Here is a 20,273-nt window from a genome sequence, read left to right as displayed (position 1 = left end):
GAGCACTTGTCAGCACGGATCCCCCCGGTCCTCCGGCCCGAACACCCGACCCCGCGGCCGGTCGCCGAACTCGCGAACGCCTTCGGGCTCCGGGTCGTCGGGTCGCTCGACGGCGTCGAGACGACCGGCGTCACCCTCAGTGCCGCCGAGGTGCAGCCCGGTGACCTGTTCGTCGGCGTCCACGGCGCGAACCGCCACGGCGCAGAGTTCGCCGCTGACGCCGCCGAGCGCGGTGCTGTCGCGGTGCTGACCGATGCCGACGGCGTGGCGGTCGCCGAGCCGTCCGGCCTGCCGGTCCTGGTCGTCGACGACCCCCGGGCAGCGCTCGGGGACGTCTCCGCGTGGGTGTACCGCACGAACCCGGACGAGGCCGAGCTCCCGCAGCTCTTCGCCGTCACCGGGACGAACGGCAAGACGAGCACCTCGTACATCCTCGAAGGCATCCTCAGGCAGCTCGGCCTGGTCACCGGTCTGAGCTCGACCGCCGAGCGCCACATCGGTTCGCTCAGCGTCACCAGCCGTCTCACCACGCCCGAGGCCAGCGAGATGCACGCGCTCCTCGCCCGGATGCGCGAGAGCGAGGTCCGCGCCGTGGCCGTCGAGGTCAGCGCCCAGGCCCTCAGCCGGCACCGCGTCGACGGCATCGTCTTCGACGTCGTGGCGTTCACGAACCTCAGCCACGACCACCTCGACGACTACGCCGACATGGAGGAGTACTTCCAGGCGAAGCTGCCGCTGTTCCAGCCCGAGCACGGCCGGCGCGGTGTCGTCTCGCTCGACACCGACTGGGGCCACCGCGTCGTCCAGGACTGCCGGATCCCGGTGACCACCATCACCGTGCACCCCGAGGTCGAGGCCGAGTGGCACGTCGACATCGTCGAGGCCCACGCCGCGTACACCGAGTTCCGCCTGACCGGACCGGAGGGCCGCGAGCTGATCACCCGCGTCCCGCTGATCGGGTGGCACATGGCGGCCAACGCCGCCCTCGCCATCGTCATGCTCGTCGAGGGAGGGTTCGAGCTCGGGGCGATCGCGCACGCGCTCGAGACCAACCACCGCACCTACGCCGACGAGCGGGACGGCACCGTCGTCAGCGCCATCGAGTGCTACCTGCCCGGTCGCACGGAGCGCGTCTCCGGCAACTCCGGCCCGAGCGTCTACGTCGACTTCGGGCACAGTCCGGACGCCTTCCTCAACACCCTCGCCGCGGTGCGCCAGTTCACGCCCGGCAAGGTCGTCATGCTGTTCGGCGCCGACGGCGACCGCGACACGACGAAGCGTGCGGACATGGCCCGGGTGGCCGCCGAGGGGTCCGACATCCTCGTCGTCACCGACCACCACCCGCGGTTCGAGGACGCCGCGTCGATCCGGAAGACCCTGGTCGATGCCGCCCGCGCCGCGTACCCGGAGCACGAGATCCACGAGGTGAGCCCGCCCGAGGCCGCCATCCGCGCCGCGGTCGCCCTGGTCGGCGAGGGGGACTCGATCCTCTGGGCCGGCCCCGGCCACCAGGACTACCGTGACATCCAGGGCGTGCGGACGCCGTACTCGGCACGTGACGAAGCCCGCGCCGCACTCCGCGAAGCCGGCTGGGAACCGAACTCCGGCCCGGCGGAGGACGCCCGATGATCGCGCTGACCCTCGCCGAGATCGCCGCCGCGGTCGACGGCGAGCTCGTCGACGGTGCCGCCGACTCCACCGTCGACGGCTCGGTGGAGACGGACTCGCGGCTCGTCGCCCCCGGCAGCGTCTTCTTCGCCCTGCTCGGCGAGGAGACGGACGGACACCGCTTCGTGCCGTCCGCCGCCGCCGCCGGTGCCGCACTGGTGGTCACCGAGCGTGCCGTCGACCTGCCCGCCGACTCCGCCACCGCACAGATCGTCGTCGCCGACGGGTACGCCGCACTGGCCGCCCTGGCGCACGAGGTCGTCGCACGCGTCCGCGCCGGCGGGTCACTCCGCGTGGTCGGCATCACCGGCTCGAACGGCAAGACGAGCACGAAGAACATGCTCCGCACGATCCTGTCCCGCGCCGGTGAGACCGTCGCGCCGGAGGGCTCGTTCAACAACCACGTCGGCGCCCCGGTCTCGATGCTCCGCATCACGACGGACACCCGGTTCCTGGTCGTCGAGATGGGCGCGAGCGGCATCGGCCACATCGCGAAGCTCGTCCGCATCGCCGAGCCGGACGTCGGTGTCGTGCTGAAGGTCGGTCTCGCCCACGCCGGCGAGTTCGGCGGGATCGAGGCCACCGAGCGCGCCAAGTCCGAGATGGTCACCGACCTCCCGGCCACCGCGACCGCACTCCTCAACGTCGATGACGACCGCGTGGCGCGGATGCGCGAGCGCACGGACGCCCGCGTGGTCGGCTTCGGCACGTCCGCCGCGGCGGACTACCGCATCAGCGGTGTCACCACGGACCGCGAGGGCACCCGCTTCACGCTCACCGCGCCTCCCGTCGGTGACACCGCGCCGACACCCGACGACGTGACGGGAGGCCCGTCCGACGTCCTCGAGACCGTCGACGTCCGCCTCGCCATCCTCGGCGAGCACCACGCGATGAACGCGGCCGCCGCCCTGACGGTGGCGCACCTCTGGGGTGTGCCGCTCGCCGACGGTGCCGAGGCCCTCGCGTCGATGACGCGTGCCGAGCGCTGGCGCATGGAGTTGCTGCAGGGCCCGGACGGGGTCACCGTCATCAACGACGCCTACAACGCCTCACCCGACTCGACCGCCGCCGCACTGCGGACGCTCGCGCAGGTCGTCCGACCGGGGGAGCGCACCGTCGCCGTCCTCGGCGAGATGGCCGAGCTCGGGGAGTTCTCGGTGGAGGAGCACGACACGATCGGTCGACTCGTCGTGCGCCTCGGCATCGGACAGCTCGTGGTCGTCGGCCGCGGTGCCATGCCCATCCACCAGGCCGCCACCCTCGAGGGATCGTGGGACGGCGAGTCCGTGTTCATCGAGGACGTCGACGACGCCGTCCGTGCCCTCCAGGAACTCGTGCGTCCGGGTGACGTCGTCCTGGTCAAGTCCTCGAAGTCGGCCGGGCTGCGGTTCCTCGGCGACCGCCTCGGAGGTGTCCCCGAATGATCGCGCTCCTCGTCGCCGGCGCTGTGTCGCTGGTGTTCACACTGCTGCTCACGCCGCTGTTCATCAAGCTGTTCCACCGACTCGGGTGGGGGCAGTTCATCCGTGACGACGGTCCGCAGTCGCACCACACGAAGCGTGGCACCGCCACCATGGGCGGCATCGTCCTGATCCTCGGCGCGGTGCTCGGCTACTTCGTCGGACACCTGGTCGGTCGGGACCCGCTGACGCTGTCCGGGCTGCTCGTCCTGTTCCTCATGGTCGGGCTCGGTGTCGTCGGCTTCGTCGACGACTTCCTCAAGGTCCGCCGCCAGCGGAGTCTCGGGCTCGGCGGCTGGGCGAAGGTGCTCGGACAGGTCATCGTCGGTGTGGTCTTCGCCACCATCGCGCTCGTCGTCCCGGCGGACAGCGGCAAGCCGCCGGCATCGACCATGATCTCGGCGATCCGGGACGTCCCGTGGCTCGACTTCATGGCCCTCGGCACGGTCATCGGCACGATCCTGTTCCTGGCGTGGATCGTGCTGCTCACGGTGTCGACCTCGAACGGCGTCAACGTCGCCGACGGGCTCGACGGCCTGGCGACCGGATCGAGCATCCTGGCGATCGGGTCCTACGTCATCATCGGGTTCTGGCAGTCGAACCAGATCTGTGGCGGCGCCCGGATCGACGAGAGCACGAAGCACGCCTGCTACACCGTCACGGATCCGCTCGACCTGGCGGTCGTCGCGGCCGCGGTCTGCGGTGGCCTGATCGGCTTCCTCTGGTACAACACGTCGCCGGCGCAGATCTTCCTCGGCGACACCGGCTCCCTCGGGCTCGGCGGCGCGCTGGCCGGCCTGGCGATCCTCAGCCGCACCGAGCTGCTGCTCATCCTGATCGGCGGCCTGTTCTTCATCGTCACCGGCTCGGTCATCCTGCAGCGGGCGTACTTCAAGATCACGCACGGCAAGCGCATCTTCCGGATGAGCCCCCTGCACCACCACTTCGAGCTCAAGGGCTGGGCCGAGGTCACCGTCGTCGTCCGGTTCTGGATCATCGCGGGGCTCTGCGTCGCGGCCGGGGTCGGACTGTTCTACCTGGAATGGATCGCACGAGTCCAATGAGCGAACGCCTGAACGGTCTCGACAGCTGGCACTCCGAGGGCTGGAAGGGGCTGCGGGTCGCCGTGCTCGGCCTCGGTGCCACCGGGTTCTCGGTGGCGGACACCCTCGCCGAGCTCGGCAGCGACGTCGTCGTCTACTCGACCGACGCCCCCGCCGACAGCGTCGAACTGCTGGACGTCATCGGCGCGCGCTTCGTGCAGACGCCGCTCGACACGGTGCCCGCGGAACTCGTCGAGCAGGCACCCGACCTGGTCGTCGTGTCGCCGGGCCTGCCGCCGCACAACCCCACCGTCGTATGGGCACACGAGCACGGCGCGGTCTGGGGCGACATCGAGCTCGCCTGGCGTGTCCGCGACAAGGTCGTGAAGGGCCCGGTCGCCGCTCCGTGGGTGACGATCACCGGGACGAACGGCAAGACCACCACCACGCAGCTGACCACGGCGATGTACGCCGCCACCGGACTGCGCGCCGTGGCCTGCGGCAACATCGGCGTCCCGGTGCTCGACGTGGTCCGCGACCCGGAGGGCTTCGACGTCCTCGTCGTCGAGCTGTCCAGCCACCAGCTGCACTCGATGGCCTCCGAGGGCCCCGGTGCCGTCGTGCCGCTCGCCTCGGCGTGCCTCAACATCGCCGACGACCACCTGGAGTGGCACGGGTCGGCCGAGGCCTACCGCGCGGCGAAGGCGAAGGTCTACGAGCGCACGGTGATGGCCTGCGTCTACAACACCGCCGACGACGTGACCCGCCGCATGGTGGAGGACGCCGACGTCGTCGAGGGCTGCCGCGCGGTCGGCTTCTCGCTCGGCGTGCCGGCCCCCGGTGACGTCGGGGTCGTCGAGGACGTGCTCTGCGACCGCGCCTTCACCGAGGACCGCCGGAACAGCGCGCTCGAGCTCGCGACCGTCGCGGACCTCGAGACCGCCGGGCTCGACAGCCCGCACATGACCGCCAACGTGCTGGCCGCCGCGGCGCTCGCCCGCGCCGGGTCCGTCCCGCCGAGCGCGATCCGCTCCGCCGTGCAGGCCTTCCGCGCGGACCACCACCGCACCGAGTCCGTCGCCACCGCCGGCGGCATCGCCTGGGTCGACGACTCGAAGGCGACGAACCCGCACGCCGCCACCGCCTCGCTGTCGGCGTTCGACTCCGTGGTGTGGATCGTCGGCGGGCTCTTCAAGGGCGTCGACATCGACGGCCTGGTGGAGCGCTTCGGGCCCGGGGTCCGAGGCGTCGTCGTGATCGGCACCGACCGCGCCCCCGTCCTGGAGGCATTCGCACGACACGCGCCGACGGTCCCGCTGCTGCAGGTGGAAGCGCTGGACACTGGACAGGTCATGCCCGAGGCGGTCCGGCATGCCGCATCGGTCGCGAGGCCGGGCGACACGGTCCTCCTCGCCCCGGCCGCCGCGTCCTTCGACCAGTTCGGTTCCTACGCCGACCGGGGCGAACGTTTCGCGGCAGCGGTCCACGAGCACCTGGGAGGCGACGCCGATGGCGACACCGACGGATCTGCCGGCGAACGGCCGTAGTGCCCGAGCCCGTGCCGGAGCAGCGGGAGCCGCAGCCGGCGCCCGTGTGAGTTCCGGGGTGGACGGCGCCCGCCGTCGCTCGAACGGCGCGGTCGTGGCCGTCAAGAACGTCTTCGTGGCCGAGTCCACCACGTTCTACACGATCCTCGGCGTCACGCTCTTCCTCGTCGTCTTCGGCGTCGTGATGGTCCTGTCGTCGTCGAGCGTGGAGGAGTACCGCTACAAGCACGGCTTCTTCGGCGCCTTCGCGAAGCAGGGCCTGTACGCGCTCATCGGCGTGCCGTTGATGCTCGTGGTCAGTCGGCTCTCCGCCGAGTTCTGGCGCCGCTGGGCGATGCGCATCCTCCTTGCCGGGCTCGTCCTGCAGCTGCTGGTGTTCAGCCCGATCGGCATCTCGGTACAGGGCAACCGGAACTGGATCGGCATCGGCGGGTTCACCGCCCAGCCGTCCGAGATCCTCAAGCTCGCCCTGGTGCTCGGCATCGGCGCGGTGCTGTTCCGCAAGCGCGAGAAGCTGCACGACTGGCGTGAGGTCTTCATCCCCGTCGGGCTCGCGACCGCCGTCTCGATCGGGCTCGTCCTGGTCGGCGGCGACCAGGGCACGGCCATGATCATGATGATCCTGGTCTTCGGCAGCCTGTTTGTCGGTGGTGTCCGCCTGCGGCACCTCGCGGTGGGGGTCGTGGCGATCGCGGTCATGCTGCCGGTCGTGACCATGGCCTCCAGCTCGCGGCAGTCCCGCATCAGCGCGTGGCTCTCCGGCTGCACCGACTCGAACCAGGCGCAGGACCTCTGCTGGCAGCCCGTCCACGGCATGTGGGCGCTGGCGTCCGGCGGGGTGTTCGGCGTCGGTCTCGGCAACTCGAAGCTCAAGTGGTCGTGGTTGCCCGAGGCGGACAACGACTACATCTTCGCGATCGTCGGCGAGGAACTCGGGCTGATCGGTGCGGTCGTCGTGCTGGCCCTGTTCGTCGTCCTGGCGATCGGCATGATCCGGGTCATCCGCCTGTCCCCGGACCCCTTCGTCCGCACCGTCACCGGCGGCGTCCTCGCCTGGGTGATCGGGCAGGCGCTCGTCAACATCGCGGTCGTGCTGGGGCTCCTGCCGGTGCTCGGTGTGCCGCTCCCACTCATCTCAGCCGGTGGGTCGGCGCTCATCATGACGCTCGTCGCCATCGGAGTCGTGCTGTCCTTCGCACGTGACCTGCCCAGCCGCTCCGGTGGCAGTGTGCGCGGCACCACCGTCCCGGAACCCGGGACACGGAACGGAGCCCTGCGGTGAGCCGCTTCCTCTTCGCCGGCGGCGGGACCGCTGGCCACGTGAACCCGCTGCTCGCGGTCGCCGACCGACTGACCCAGCGGTCCCCGGAGGACGAGGTCCTGGTCCTCGGCACCGCCGAGGGGCTCGAGTCCCGGCTCGTGCCGATGCGCGGGTACGAACTCGTGACGATCCCGCGCTTGCCGTTCCCGCGGAAGGTGAACGGCGCCGCGCTGCGGTTCCCGGGTGCCTTCTGGTCGGCGGTGCGGCGCACCGAACAGATCATCCGCGAGCGCGAGATCGCCGTCGTGCTCGGCGTCGGTGGGTACGCGGCGGCACCGGCGTACGTCGCGGCGAAGCGGACCGGCACGCCGATCGTCGTGCACGAGCAGAACGCCAAGCCGGGGCTGGCGAACCGGATGGCCGCCGTCCTGACGAGCCACGTCGGTGTGACCTTCTCGAACACCAGGCTGCCGCACTCCCGGGTCGTCGGCATGCCCCTGCGCCGGGAGATCGAGCGGCTCGACCGTCGCGCCGAGCGTGCGGCGGGCTTCGCCGAGTTCGGCCTCGACCCGGACCGCCCGGTGCTGCTCGTCACGGGTGGCTCGTCGGGCGCGCGGAGCATCAACCGCACCGTCAACCAGGCCGCGGCGACGATCCTCGGCGCGGGCTGGCAGATCCTGCACGTCGTCGGTGCCGCGTCGGACATCGGCCCGAGCGACCTGGACGGGTACCACGTGCTGCCGTACTGCGACCGGATGGACCTGGCGTACGCCGCGGCGGACTTCGTCGTCTCGCGCTCCGGAGCCGGCATGGTCTGCGAGCTCACCGCGGTCGGACTGCCGAGCGTCCTGGTGCCGTACCCGGTCGGCAACGGCGAGCAGCGGCACAACGCCCGCGACGTGGTCGCCGCCGGGGGAGCGGTGCTCGTGGCCGACCAGGAATTCACGCCGGACTGGATCACGTTGCAGCTGCTGACGATCCTGGAGGACCGTGCCGGCATCGCGGACATGGCCGTCCGCTCCGGCAGTGTCGGACACCGCGACGGAGCCGACCGGATGACGGAACTCGTTCTCAGCGCCGCCCGCACCAGCAGGCGACGCCGCACCAGCAGCACCACGGAGGAAGCATGACCATCAAGCCGGACCTCACCCAGCCGATCCCCGACGACCTGGGCACGGTGCACTTCGTCGGCATCGGCGGGTCCGGCATGAGCGGCATCGCGCGGATGTTCCTGGCCGCCGGACACCGCGTCACCGGCAGCGACTCCCGCGAGACCGCGACGACCGGCCGGATGCGCGAGCTCGGTGCCGAGGTCCGGATCGGTCACGACGCGGCGAACGTCGGTGACGCGGACACGATCGTCGTCACCAGTGCCCTCTGGCCGGACAACCCCGAGCTCCTCGAGGCGCAGCGTCGCGGACTGCCGGTGCTGCACCGGTCGCAGGCCCTGGCCGCGCTGATCTCCGAGCACCGCCTGGTCGCGGTCGCGGGCGCGCACGGCAAGACCACCTCGACGGGCATGGTCGTCACCGCGCTCGTCGAGCTGGGCCTGGACCCGAGCTTCGTCAACGGCGGCGTCATCCAGTCGCTCGGCACGAGTTCGGCACCGGGCAGCAGCGAGCTGTTCGTCGTCGAGGCGGACGAGTCCGACGGGTCGTTCCTGCTCTACGACGTCGCGATCGCGCTCATCACGAACGTCGACCCCGACCACCTGGACCACTACGGCAGCGAGCAGGCCTTCATCGACGCGTTCGTCGAGTTCGCCGCGAAGGCCCGCGAGCGTGTCGTCGTCTCGAGTGACGACGCCGGCGCGGTCCGCGTCACCGAGGGCATCCGGGCCCGTCCCGATGCTCCGGAGATCGTCACCTTCGGCGAGGCCGAGGGCGCGGACGTCCGCATCGAGCGCGTCACCGAGGGTGCCGGGGTGACGGTCGACCTCCGCTGGGGCGGCGCGAGCCACCACATCGCCCTCCGTGTGCCCGGTCGGCACAACGCCGTCAACGCGGTCGGCGCCTTCGCGGTGCTCGTCGGCCTCGGTGTCGAGCCGGCCGACGCCGTCCGTGGCATCGAGGCGTTCGGTGGCACCGAGCGGCGGTTCGAGCTGCACGGCGTCGAGCGCGGCGTCTCGGTGTACGACGACTACGCCCACCACCCGACGGAGGTCGCCGCAGCCCTGCACGCGGCCCGTGACGTGGTCGGCGCGGGCCGGATCATCGCGATCCACCAGCCGCACCTGTACTCGCGGACGCGGTTGATGGCAGCCGACTTCGCGAAGGTCTACGAGGAACTGGCCGACCACACGGTGGTGCTCGACGTCTACGGCGCGCGCGAGGACCCGGAGCCCGGCGTCACCGGCGCCCTGGTGCAGGAGCGCTTCGCCGACCAGGCCCGCGTCGACTACCTGCCCGACTGGTCCGAGGCCTCGGCCCGTGCGGCTGCGGTCGCCCGGGAGGGCGACATCATCATGACCCTGAGCTGCGGTGACGTGTACCGGATCATCCCGCAGGTCCTGACGGCCCTGCAGACCTCCGACGACGCCGGAGCCGCAGGCCGGTGAAGCGCCCCGAGGGCTTCGACGACCGGGGCGGGGCCGACGAGCGGTCCACCGGCCCGGACGGTCGTGACGGCGTGGCCGGGGGCGGACGTCCGGCTCGCGGCGGCGGCTTCCGGTCGGCGCTGAGCGGCGCCCGGGAGGCCCGGCGTGCCTCGCGCACACCGGTTCCCCGCGACGACGTGGCCGCGTCCACCCCCAGGTCGGACGTCCACCCCGACCGGCTCGACGCGCTGCTGCCGGACCTCCCGGCGGTCGACCTGACGGTGGACGACCACACGCCGGACGACCGCCTGACCGCTCCGGTGCCGCTGGACCGACGCCTGACCGGACACGATGCCGCGCCCGTCGGCACGCCGGGTGCCGCCGCGACGGGTGCCGACGTGACGGAGCCGGGTCGTTCCTCCCGTCCGGGTGCCGGTACCCGCACCGACGTGATCGACGCCCCGGTGTCCACCCACGTGCCGCACGAGACCCCGATCGGTGCCCGCGTCCGCGCTGCCGAGACCGCTCGCGAGGCCCGTGTCGCCCGCAAGCGTCGCCGACTGCTCGAGCGCGCCGAGGTCCGTCGGTTCACCCGCCGCTCCCGGCACCGACGCGCGGCGTGGATCACGGCGGGCGGTGTCGTCGTCGTCCTCGTGGTGTCGATCCTCGTCGCGGTGTTCTCGCCGTTGATGGCGTTGCAGACCATCGAGGTGAAGGGCACCGACCGGGTCGATGCCGCGCAGGTCCGTGCGGCACTGTCGGGTCAGATCGGCACGCCACTCGCCCGCATCGACCTCGACGAGGTGCAGCAGCGCATCGCGGGCTTCCCGCTGATCGAGAGCTACGTGACCGAGGAGGAGCCGCCGCACACCCTGGTCGTCACGGTCACCGAGCGGACCCCGGTCGTCGCGGTGCAGTCCGGGAAGACGTTCGACCTGGTCGACCCGGCCGGCATCGTCGTGCAGTCGACGACGAAGCGGCCGGACGGCATGCCGGTGGCGGACATCGGTCGGGCGGCGCTCGGCAGCACGGTGTTCCGCACGATGACCGAGGTCGTGCTGGCGATGCCCGCCAGTGTGCGTGACCAGGTGTCCGGCATCGCGGCGTCGACGTCGGACGACGTGACCCTCACGATGAGCGACGGGTCGAGCGTGGTGTGGGGGAGCCCGGACGAGTCCGCGGCGAAGGCGACGCTCTTGGCCGCCCTGGTGCAGGACCACGCGGCACGTGACAAGGGCTCGAAGGTCGAGTACGACGTGTCCGCGCCGGACAACGGCATCATCCGACCGCAGGGGTGACCGCGCGCTGCTCGGGCGCGGCGGCGACACGATCTGCGCCGTGATCGGCGACACGCGGCGTGGCGGGTCGTCAGCAGCAGGACGGCACCCGTAGCGTCGGGGCCAGCACCATTCGTAGCAGCTAGAACTCTGAACTTCAAGCACAGGTTGAGGGTTTTGACCGGAGGCCGGACAGACGTGACCACGAACCACAACTACCTCGCCGTCATCAAGGTGGTCGGTGTCGGCGGCGGCGGTGTCAACGCCGTCAACCGCATGATCGAACTCGGCCTCCGCGGCGTCGAGTTCATCGCCATCAACACCGACGCGCAGGCGCTGCTCCTCAGCGACGCCGACGTCAAGCTCGACGTGGGTCGCGAGATCACCCGCGGTCTCGGCGCCGGCGCCGACCCCGAGGTGGGCCGACGTGCCGCCGAGGACCACGCCGAGGAGATCGAGGAAGCCCTCGCCGGTGCCGACATGGTCTTCGTCACCGCCGGTGAAGGTGGTGGCACCGGGACCGGTGGCGCCCCGGTCGTCGCGCGCATCGCGAAGTCGATCGGCGCCCTGACCATCGGTGTGGTCACGAAGCCCTTCGGCTTCGAGGGCAAGCGCCGTCAGTCGCAGGCCGAGAACGGCGTCGCGAGCCTCAAGGACGAGGTCGACACTCTCATCGTCGTGCCGAACGACCGCCTGCTCGAGATCTCCGACCGCGGCATCTCCATGGTCGAGGCCTTCGCCACGGCCGACCAGGTGCTCCTCGCCGGTGTCCAGGGCATCACGGACCTCATCACGACGCCGGGCCTGATCAACCTCGACTTCGCCGACGTGAAGAGCGTCATGCAGGGTGCCGGCTCGGCGCTCATGGGCATCGGTTCCTCGAGGGGTGCCGACCGCGCGATCAAGGCGGCCGAACTCGCCGTCGCGTCGCCGCTGCTCGAAGCCTCGATCGACGGTGCACACGGCGTGCTGCTCTCGATCCAGGGCGGCTCGAACCTCGGCATCTTCGAGATCAACGACGCGGCCCGCCTGGTGCAGGAAGCCGTGCACCCCGAAGCGAACATCATCTTCGGTGCGGTCATCGACGACACCCTGGGCGACGAGGTGCGCGTCACCGTCATCGCCGCGGGCTTCGACGGTGGCGAGCCGTCGCAGCAGCAGCACCAGGAACGTCGCTCGAGCTACGTCGACCCGGACGCCGGCGCCACCGTGCCCGTCACCACCGGCTCGTCCAACCGCATCGAGGACTCCGGGCACTCGACCCCGTCCTGGGCGTCGCAGGAGCACGAGCCGCCGGCGCAGCGCGCCGCCGACCCGGCCTTCGACGACGACGACGAACTCGACGTCCCCGACTTCCTGAAGTGAGCCGTCCGCGCACGTGAGTGACGCCGACCAGCGTGAGCCGAGCCTCCCGTCCGACACCGGACCGGAGGCTCGGCCTGTGTCCGCAGCGTCCGACACCGGACTGGAGGCTCGGCCTGTGTCCGCAGCGTCCGACACCGGACTGGAGGCTCGGCTGGCGTCCGTCCGGGAGGGCATCGGCGACGCGGCTCGCGCCGCCGGCCGCTCCGTCGACGAGCTGACGCTCGTCGTCGTCACGAAGTACCACCCGGCCGCCCTGGTCCGGCAGCTCGCCGTGCTCGGCGTCACGGACGTGGGGGAGAACCGCCACCAGGAGGCGCAGGCCAAGGCCGCGGAACTCGAGGACCTCGGCCTGACCTGGCACTTCGTCGGACAACTGCAGTCGAAGAAGGCCCGGCAGGCCCGCCGGTACGCCCACGTGGTGCAGTCCCTCGACCGAGCGAGCGTCGTGGACGCCTTCGCCCCGACCGAGACCGAGCCGGACCCCCGCGTGCTCGACGGGTTCGTGCAGGTCAACCTGACTGACGACCCCGGTCGTGGCGGGGTCGCACCGGACGACGTCGACGCGCTGGCTGAGCGGGTCCTGGCCACCGGGACCCTGCGCCTCCGCGGTGTGATGGCGGTGGCGCCGCTCGACGAGGAGCCCCGCGCGGCCTTCGCCCGGCTCCGCGCGATCTCCGAGCGCGTGCGCCTGCTCGACCCCGCGGCGACGGACATGTCCGCCGGCATGAGCGGCGACTACGCCGACGCGATCGCCGAGGGCGCGACACACCTGCGGATCGGGACCGCAATCACCGGGAATCGCCCCGCCGCACCATAGCCTCGTCGCAGGGCAACAACGAGCACGACCCCCGGAGGAACCATGGCCAACCCGCTGAAGAAGACGATGGTCTACCTCGGCCTCGCCGACGAGGAACTCGACTACGAGGACGAGCAGCAGGCCGCGCCCACGCAGGCGCGCCAGCAGGCCCCGGCCGCGGCAGCGCAGCAGGAGGCCCCGGCCGCCGCGACGCCCGCTGCCGCCCCGGCCGCCGCCGCTCCCGCAGCTGCCGCCCCGGCCGCCGCACCCGCGAAGCCCCAGCACACCTCCCAGCGCGGCGCGCAGGTCACCCCGCTCCGCCGATCGCACACGACCGCACAGAAGGCGACCCCGGTCCAGGAAATGAACGAGATCCTCACCGTCCACCCGCGCGAGTACAAGGACGCCCAGTCCATCGCCGAGAGCTTCCGTGACGGCATCCCCGTCATCATCAACCTCTCGCAGATGACCGAGGGTGACGCCCGCCGGATGATCGACTTCGCCAGCGGCCTGTCGCTCGGCCTCTACGGCAAGATCGAGCGCGTCACGAACAAGGTCTTCCTGCTCTCCCCCGCGCACATCGCAGTGAGCGGTGAGCCTGCTGAGGTAGAGTCCGACATCGAGGCGAACTTCTTCGCCCAGTCCTGAGCCGCCCGCGCGGTACGGGTGCCCGACCGGCTCCCGGACGACCGCTCGGCACCCAGGCCCACCCGCCCCGTGACCGGTGCCTCCCGGCCCCGGTCACACGAGACGAGCGAGCCGAACCGTGTTCATCTTCACGATCCTCTCCTTACTCCTCACGCTGTACTTCTACGTGATGTGGGGGCGATTCATCCTCGACATCGTGCAGTCGTTCAACCGTTCATGGCGGCCGCAGCGTGCGCTGCTGGTCGTGGCGGAGTTCGTCTACACGGTCACCGACCCGCCCATCAAGGCGGTACGTCGTGTCCTGCCGCCGCTCCGGCTCGGACCCGTCGCACTCGACTTCGGATGGACGATCGTGATGCTCGTCGTGATCATCCTGCGGGTCGTCGTGCAGTCCCTGGCACTGCGCTTCATCTGATCCCGACCCCGTCGAGGGATCCGGCCGGCAGGGTCGCGACACGCGCCACGCGGGCAGCCGACACGGTTCGGAGCCGCCCTCGGTGTACGGTGGTCGGGATCGATGTCCCGCCCTGGCGGGACATTCGCACCGGGACCCCGGCTGGTACGTTCAGCACGGACGGTCCAGCAGGGCCCCCGGTTCCACACGTTCAGCAGTTCTATTGAGGTGACGGCAATGGCTTTGACGCCGGAAGACGTAGTCAACAAGCGGTTCCAGCCGACCAAGTTCCGCGAGGGCTACGACCAGGACGAGGTCGACGACTTCCTCGACGAGATCGTGGCCGAGCTGCGTCGCCTGAACCAGGAGAACGAGGAGCTGCGTCAGCGCCTCGAGTCGGCCGGATCCGCTCCGTCGCTCGCCAAGGACGACGAGCCCGCTCCGACCCAGACGCCCGAGCCGGCCCCGGTCGCCGCCGCTCCGGAGCCCGCACCGGTCGCCGCTGCCGCCCCGGTCACCACGGTGAACCCGGACGAGGACACCGAGGGCACCACGAACCTCCTGACCCTCGCCCGTCGTCTCCACGAGGAGCACGTCCGCGAGGGCGTCGAGAAGCGCGATGCGCTCATCGCCGAGGGCCAGGCCCAGGCCGCCCGCCTCGTGTCCGAAGCCGAGGCAAAGCAGCGCCAGGTCCTTGCCGACACCGAGAACCAGAACCGCCAGCGCGTCGCGGTGCTCGACCAGGAGCGCACGCAGCTCGAGGGCAAGATCGACGAGCTCCGCACGTTCGAGCGCGACTACCGTGCGCAGCTCAAGAGCTACATCCAGAGCCAGCTCTCCGAGCTCGACTCGTCTGCCGGCACCGAGCAGTCCGGCTTCGCGCCGGCCCCGGCCTCGGCGCAGGGCTTCGGCAACTGACGTTGGACCGACCCGTCCCACGAGCGAAGGTCAGTGCACGCGCGATCGCGGCACTGGCCTTCGCCGCTGTCGTGGTGGTGACGCTCGACCAGGTCACCAAGGCACTCGTCGTGGCGAACCTGCCCGAGGGCGTCGTCGTCCCCGTGCTCGGCAACGCGCTGCAGTTCCTTTCTGTGCGGAACCCCGGTGCGGCGTTCTCCTTCGCTGTCAACATGACGTGGGTCTTCTCGCTGATCTCCGCCGCGGTCGTCGTCGCGATCGTCGTCTACGCCCGACGTATCCGGTCGATGTGGTGGGCCATCGTGCTCGGCATGCTCCTCGGCGGGGCGCTCGGCAACCTGTCCGACCGGCTGTTCCGTGAACCCGGCTTCGGGCGCGGACACGTCGTCGACTTCATCTCGACACCTTGGATGATGCCGGCGATCTACAACGTGGCCGATTCGTTCATCTGCGTGAGCATGGTCGTCTTCGTGCTGCTCGTGATCCTCGGGGTGAACCTGGACGGGACGCGGGCCGTCTCCGAGAAGCAGCAGCGCGCGATGACCGAGGCTTCTGCGACCGACGTTGCGGGCTCCGCCGCGACGGGGTCCGGCGCTGCGGCTCCCGAGTCGGGGACCGCGTCCGACGCTCCGGGCGCCAGCCGCGCCTCCCGACCGTCCGCTGACGGCCCGCTCGGCCACGACGCGACGTGAGCAACGCGACATGAGCGACGCGACGTGAGCGAGCAGCGTCAGCTGCCCGTCCCGGACGGGCTCGCCGGTGAGCGTGTCGACGCCGCCATCGCCAAGCTCCTCGGTTTCAGTCGCTCCTTCGCGGCCGACGTCGTCGCGGCGGGCGGGGTGCGGGTCGACGGCGTCGTCGCCGAGAAGTCCGACCGCCTGCACGCCGACGCGTGGCTCGAGGTCGAGTGGACCCCGAAGGAAGCCCCGCGGATCATCCCGGTGGAGGTCCCCGGCATGACGGTCGTGCACGACGACGAGGACATCGTCGTCGTCGACAAGCCCGTCGGTGTCGCCGCACACCCCTCGCCCGGCTGGGACGGGCCGACCGTGCCCGGAGGCCTCGCCGCCGCCGGCTTCACGATCGCGACGTCCGGCGCCGCCGAACGCGCCGGCATCGTGCACCGACTCGACGTCGGCACCTCCGGGTTGATGGTCGTTGCGAAGACCGAGCTGGCGTACACGCACCTGAAGCGGGCGTTCAAGGAGCGCACGGTCGAGAAGGTCTACCACGCGCTCGCGCAGGGACACCCGGACCCCACCTCCGGCACGATCGACGCCCCCATCGGGCGGCACCCCTCGAGCGACTGGAAGTTCGCGGTCACCGCGGACGGCAAGCCGAGCGTCACGCACTACGCGACCCTCGAGGCGTTCCGGTCCGCGACGCTGCTCGAGGTCCACCTCGAGACCGGCCGCACGCACCAGATCCGTGTGCACATGGCGGCGACCCGGCACCCACTGGTCGGCGACACGACGTACGGCGCCGACCCGGTGCTCGCGGAGGAGCTCGGGCTCACGCGGCAGTGGCTCGACGCGATCCGCCTCGGCTTCGCGCACCCGCGCACGGGGGAGTGGGTCGAGTTCCAGGCGTCGTACCCGGACGACCTGCAGCTGGCGCTCGACCGCATCCGCGCGGCCTGAGGAACGGGTACGACGAGCGGCCACGCCGGGCCGCGCTGCGACACGCTCGGGATCGTCGTCGGTCGCGGTTAGGCTGTCCACACCCCACCGCAGACCGTACGAACCGGAGGTTCCGTGTCGGATTCCGACTCCTTCGTCCACCTGCACGTGCACAGCGAGTACTCGATGCTCGACGGTGCCGCCAGGCTCTCGGACCTCGTGGCGGAGACCGCCGCGCAGGGCATGCCGGCCGTGGCGGTGACGGATCACGGCAACATGTTCGGCGCCTTCGAGTTCTGGAAGACCGCGAAGGCCGGCGGGGTCAAACCGATCATCGGGACAGAGGCGTACATCACGCCGCGGACCCACCGGAGCGACAAGACCCGTGTGCGCTGGGGTGACGGCGGTGGCGACGACGTGTCCGGTGCCGGTTCCTACACGCACATGACGATGTTCGCCGAGAACACGACCGGCATGCACAACCTGTTCCGGCTGTCGTCGAAGGCGTCGCTCGAGGGCTACTACTTCAAGCCGCGCATGGACATCGAGCTGCTGCAGGAGTACCACCAGGGCATCATCGCGACGACGGGCTGCCCCTCGGGAGAGATCCAGACCCGGCTGCGCCTCGGGCAGTACGACGAAGCCGTCCAGGCTGCGGCCGACTACCGGGACATCTTCGGCAAGGAGAACTACTTCGCCGAGGTCATGGACCACGGGCTCGAGATCGAACGTCGCATCATGAGCGACCTGATCCGGCTCGCCAAGGACCTGGACATCCCACTCGTGGGCACGAACGACCTGCACTACACGCACGCCCACGACGCCACGTCGCACGCCGCGCTGCTCTGCGTGCAGTCCGGGTCGACGCTGAACGACCCGAACCGCTTCAAGTTCGACGCCGACGAGTTCTACCTCAAGACCCCGGCGCAGATGCGGCACGTCTTCCGCGACAACCTCGAGGCCTGCGACAACACGCTGCTCATCGCCGAGCGGTGCAACGTCGAGTTCGACACCTCGGCGAACTACATGCCGAAGTTCCCGGTGCCCGAGGGCGAGACCGAGCACTCGTGGTTCGAGAAGGAGGTGGCGAAGGGGCTGGAGTACCGCTACCCCGGCGGCATCCCGGCCGAGGTCCAGGAGCGCGCTGACTACGAGGTCGGCATCATCAACCAGATGGGGTTCCCGGGCTACTTCCTGGTCGTCGCGGACTTCATCAACTGGTCGAAGAACAACGGCATCCGCGTCGGACCCGGCCGTGGTTCCGGCGCCGGCTCGATGGTCGCGTACGCCATGCGCATCACCGACCTCGACCCGATCCGACACGGGTTGATCTTCGAGCGCTTCCTCAACCCGGACCGGGTCTCGATGCCCGACTTCGACGTCGACTTCGACGACCGGCGCCGCGGTGAGGCGATCAAGTACGTCACCGAGAAGTACGGGTCGGAACGCGTCGCGCAGATCGTCACGTACGGCACGATCAAGGCCAAGCAGGCGCTGAAGGACTCCTCGCGCGTCCTCGGCTTCCCGTTCGGCATGGGCGAGAAGCTCACCAAGGCGATGCCGCCACCCGTGATGGGCAAGGACATCCCGCTCACCGGGATCTTCGACAAGGACCACCCGCGCTACAAGGAAGCCGTCGACGTCCGCACCGTCGTCGAGACCGACCCGGAGGCCAAGACCGTCTTCGACACGGCGCTCGGCCTCGAGGGGCTGAAGCGCCAGTGGGGCGTCCACGCCGCCGGCGTCATCATGTCGAGCGACCCGCTGATCGACATCATCCCGATCATGAAGCGGGAGCAGGACGGCCAGATCGTCACGCAGTTCGACTACCCGGCAGCGGAGTCGCTCGGCCTGATCAAGATGGACTTCCTGGGGCTCCGCAACCTCACGATCATCAGCGACGCCCTCGACAACATCAAGACCAACCGCGGCATCGACCTGGACCTCGAGCACATGGGGCTCGAGGACCCCGAGGCGTACGCGCTCCTGCAGCGCGGCGACACCCTCGGTGTCTTCCAGCTCGACGGCGGGCCCATGCGCGGCCTCCTCCGCCTGATGAAGCCGGACAACTTCGAGGACATCTCCGCACTCATCGCGCTGTACCGCCCGGGGCCCATGGGTGCGAACTCGCACACCAACTACGCGCTCCGCAAGAACGGTGAGCAGGCGATCACCCCGATCCACCCCGAGCTCGAAGAACCGCTCGCGGAGATCCTCGGCGGCACCTACGGCCTGATCATCTACCAGGAGCAGGTGATGGCGATCGCGCAGAAGGTCGCCGGCTTCTCGCTCGGCCAGGCGGACATCCTGCGCCGCGCCATGGGCAAGAAGAAGAAGTCCGAGCTGGACAAGCAGTACGCGGGCTTCCACCAGGGCATGATCGACAATGGCTACGGCGAAGCGGCGATCAAGACGCTGTGGGACATCCTGCTGCCGTTCTCGGACTACGCGTTCAACAAGGCGCACTCTGCCGCGTACGGCGTGGTCTCGTTCTGGACCGCGTACCTGAAGGCCCACTACCCGGCCGAGTACATGGCCGCCCTGCTCACCAGCGTCGGCGACGCCCGCGACAAGCTCGCGCTGTACCTCAACGAGTGCCGCCGGATGGGCATCAAGGTCATGCCGCCGGACGTCAACGAGTCCATCGGGTTCTTCGCCGCCGTCGGCGACGACATCCGCTTCGGCATGGGCGCGATCCGGAACGTCGGCTTCAACGTCGTCGACGACATCGTCGCCGCCCGCCAGGAGAAGGGCGCGTTCGAGTCCTTCCACGACTTCCTGAGGAAGATCCCGATCTCGTCCGCGAACAAGCGGACGGTCGAGTCGCTCATCAAGGCCGGTGCTTTCGACGGTTTCGGGGACAGCCGCCGTGCCCTGGTCGAGATCCACGAGGGCGCGGTCGAAGCCGCGGTGAAGGTCAAGCGCGACGAGCTCCACGGCAACGTCGGCTTCGACTTCGACTCGCTGTTCGCCGAGGTCGCCGAGGAGCACCCGGCATCCCTCACGGTGTCGCAGGTCCCGGAGCGACCGGAGTGGTCCAAGCGCGACAAGCTGGCGTTCGAGCGGGACATGCTCGGGCTCTACGTCTCCGACCACCCGCTGGCCGGGCTCGAGATCGAGCTCGCCAAGCACCAGTCGGTCACCATCGCGGACCTGCTCGTCGCCGACGACTCCATCGAAGGTGAGACGGTCACCGTCGCCGGACTGCTGACCAGCGTGCAGCACCGGGTGGCGAAGACCAGCGGCAACCCGTACGGCATCGTCGACATCGAGGACTTCGGCGGGCAGATCGGCGTCATGTTCCTGGGCAAGACCTACCAGGAGTTCGGGCCGTCACTCGTGCCGGACTCGATCGTCGTCCTGCGCGGCCGGGTCAACGTCCGCGACGACGGCAAGGCGCTGCACGCGGTGAGCATGTTCCAGCCGAACGTCGGCGACGCGATGGGGTCGGGGCCGCTGACCCTGTCCCTGCCCGAGCGGCAGGCGACCACCCGGACGGTGACCGAACTGGCCGCAGTCCTCGGACGACACCAGGGCGACACCGAGGTGCGGTTGAAGCTCCTCAAGGACGACGTGGCCCGGACCTTCGAGCTGCCCTTCCCGGTGAACCTGACGCCGGACCTGTTCGGGGAGCTGAAGAGCCTGCTCGGGCCGCGCTGCCTCGTGTAGCGCCGGGGACGGACGTGACGGGAGGCCCGTGGCGGGTTCGCCACGGGCCTCCCGTCACGTCGTGGCGTGCCT

The 20,273-nt window shown here is 70.4% G+C and carries 16 protein-coding genes; all 16 read left to right on the top strand.

The annotated features are described in order from the left end of the window. Window positions 1–6: 6 nt before the first annotated feature. The 16 genes from DEJ25_RS12460 (at window position 7) to dnaE (ending at window position 20,201) form a co-directional block, all read left to right on the top strand. Window positions 7–1,629 carry a Mur ligase family protein gene (locus tag DEJ25_RS12460; protein ID WP_110903201.1) on the top strand — a complete coding sequence of 541 codons (1,623 nt, stop codon included), beginning with the start codon at window positions 7–9 and terminating at the stop codon, window positions 1,627–1,629. Then, window positions 1,626–3,092, top strand: coding sequence for a UDP-N-acetylmuramoyl-tripeptide--D-alanyl-D-alanine ligase (murF, locus tag DEJ25_RS12455; protein WP_111044873.1), 1,467 nt, complete (start codon window positions 1,626–1,628; stop codon window positions 3,090–3,092). Before DEJ25_RS12460 ends, murF begins: the two co-directional genes overlap by 4 nt. Beyond that, complete coding sequence (mraY, locus tag DEJ25_RS12450) at window positions 3,089–4,192, top strand: phospho-N-acetylmuramoyl-pentapeptide-transferase (RefSeq protein ID WP_110903093.1); 1,104 nt, start codon at window positions 3,089–3,091, stop codon at window positions 4,190–4,192. The genes murF and mraY overlap by 4 nt, the downstream gene beginning before the upstream one ends. Then, on the top strand, window positions 4,189–5,718 hold the full coding sequence (gene murD / locus DEJ25_RS12445; protein WP_111044872.1) for a UDP-N-acetylmuramoyl-L-alanine--D-glutamate ligase: 1,530 nt from the start codon (window positions 4,189–4,191) through the stop codon (window positions 5,716–5,718). Before mraY ends, murD begins: the two co-directional genes overlap by 4 nt. Beyond that, window positions 5,681–7,000: a putative lipid II flippase FtsW gene (ftsW, locus tag DEJ25_RS12440; RefSeq protein ID WP_111044871.1), complete on the top strand. Its 1,320-nt coding sequence runs from the start codon at window positions 5,681–5,683 to the stop codon at window positions 6,998–7,000. Before murD ends, ftsW begins: the two co-directional genes overlap by 38 nt. Beyond that, window positions 6,997–8,109 (top strand): undecaprenyldiphospho-muramoylpentapeptide beta-N-acetylglucosaminyltransferase, encoded by a 1,113-nt coding sequence (murG, locus tag DEJ25_RS12435; protein ID WP_111044870.1) that lies wholly within the window; start codon window positions 6,997–6,999, stop codon window positions 8,107–8,109. Before ftsW ends, murG begins: the two co-directional genes overlap by 4 nt. Further along, window positions 8,106–9,536, top strand: coding sequence for a UDP-N-acetylmuramate--L-alanine ligase (gene murC, locus DEJ25_RS12430; RefSeq protein WP_111044869.1), 1,431 nt, complete (start codon window positions 8,106–8,108; stop codon window positions 9,534–9,536). The genes murG and murC overlap by 4 nt, the downstream gene beginning before the upstream one ends. After that, window positions 9,533–10,813: an FtsQ-type POTRA domain-containing protein gene (locus DEJ25_RS12425; RefSeq protein WP_111044868.1), complete on the top strand. Its 1,281-nt coding sequence runs from the start codon at window positions 9,533–9,535 to the stop codon at window positions 10,811–10,813. Before murC ends, DEJ25_RS12425 begins: the two co-directional genes overlap by 4 nt. A 177-nt stretch (window positions 10,814–10,990) precedes the next feature. After that, complete coding sequence (ftsZ, locus tag DEJ25_RS12420) at window positions 10,991–12,157, top strand: cell division protein FtsZ (RefSeq protein ID WP_110903099.1); 1,167 nt, start codon at window positions 10,991–10,993, stop codon at window positions 12,155–12,157. Window positions 12,158–12,272: 115 nt separating this feature from the next. Further along, window positions 12,273–12,974: a YggS family pyridoxal phosphate-dependent enzyme gene (locus tag DEJ25_RS12415; RefSeq protein WP_181421515.1), complete on the top strand. Its 702-nt coding sequence runs from the start codon at window positions 12,273–12,275 to the stop codon at window positions 12,972–12,974. 42 nt (window positions 12,975–13,016) lie between these two features. Further along, window positions 13,017–13,601: a cell division protein SepF gene (locus DEJ25_RS12410; protein WP_110903100.1), complete on the top strand. Its 585-nt coding sequence runs from the start codon at window positions 13,017–13,019 to the stop codon at window positions 13,599–13,601. Between the two features lie 118 nt (window positions 13,602–13,719). After that, entirely contained in the window at window positions 13,720–14,016 is a 297-nt protein-coding gene (locus DEJ25_RS12405) for a YggT family protein (RefSeq protein ID WP_258366247.1), read from the top strand. 216 nt (window positions 14,017–14,232) lie between these two features. Further along, window positions 14,233–14,913 carry a DivIVA domain-containing protein gene (locus tag DEJ25_RS12400; protein WP_110903101.1) on the top strand — a complete coding sequence of 227 codons (681 nt, stop codon included), beginning with the start codon at window positions 14,233–14,235 and terminating at the stop codon, window positions 14,911–14,913. Between the two features lie 2 nt (window positions 14,914–14,915). Beyond that, complete coding sequence (gene lspA, locus DEJ25_RS12395) at window positions 14,916–15,605, top strand: signal peptidase II (protein WP_181427433.1); 690 nt, start codon at window positions 14,916–14,918, stop codon at window positions 15,603–15,605. Window positions 15,606–15,629: 24 nt separating this feature from the next. Beyond that, entirely contained in the window at window positions 15,630–16,553 is a 924-nt protein-coding gene (locus tag DEJ25_RS12390) for an RluA family pseudouridine synthase (protein ID WP_110903103.1), read from the top strand. Between the two features lie 165 nt (window positions 16,554–16,718). Next, a complete protein-coding gene (gene dnaE, locus DEJ25_RS12385) occupies window positions 16,719–20,201 on the top strand; it encodes a DNA polymerase III subunit alpha (protein ID WP_375334561.1) in 3,483 nt (1,160 codons plus the stop codon). Window positions 20,202–20,273: the final 72 nt, after the last annotated feature.

This window comes from Curtobacterium sp. MCPF17_011, assembly GCF_003234145.1.
In the GTDB taxonomy this organism is placed as follows: Bacteria; Actinomycetota; Actinomycetes; order Actinomycetales; family Microbacteriaceae; genus Curtobacterium.
The sequence above is the reverse complement of the archived record's forward strand: the minus strand, read 5'-3'. Positions and strand labels throughout refer to the sequence as shown.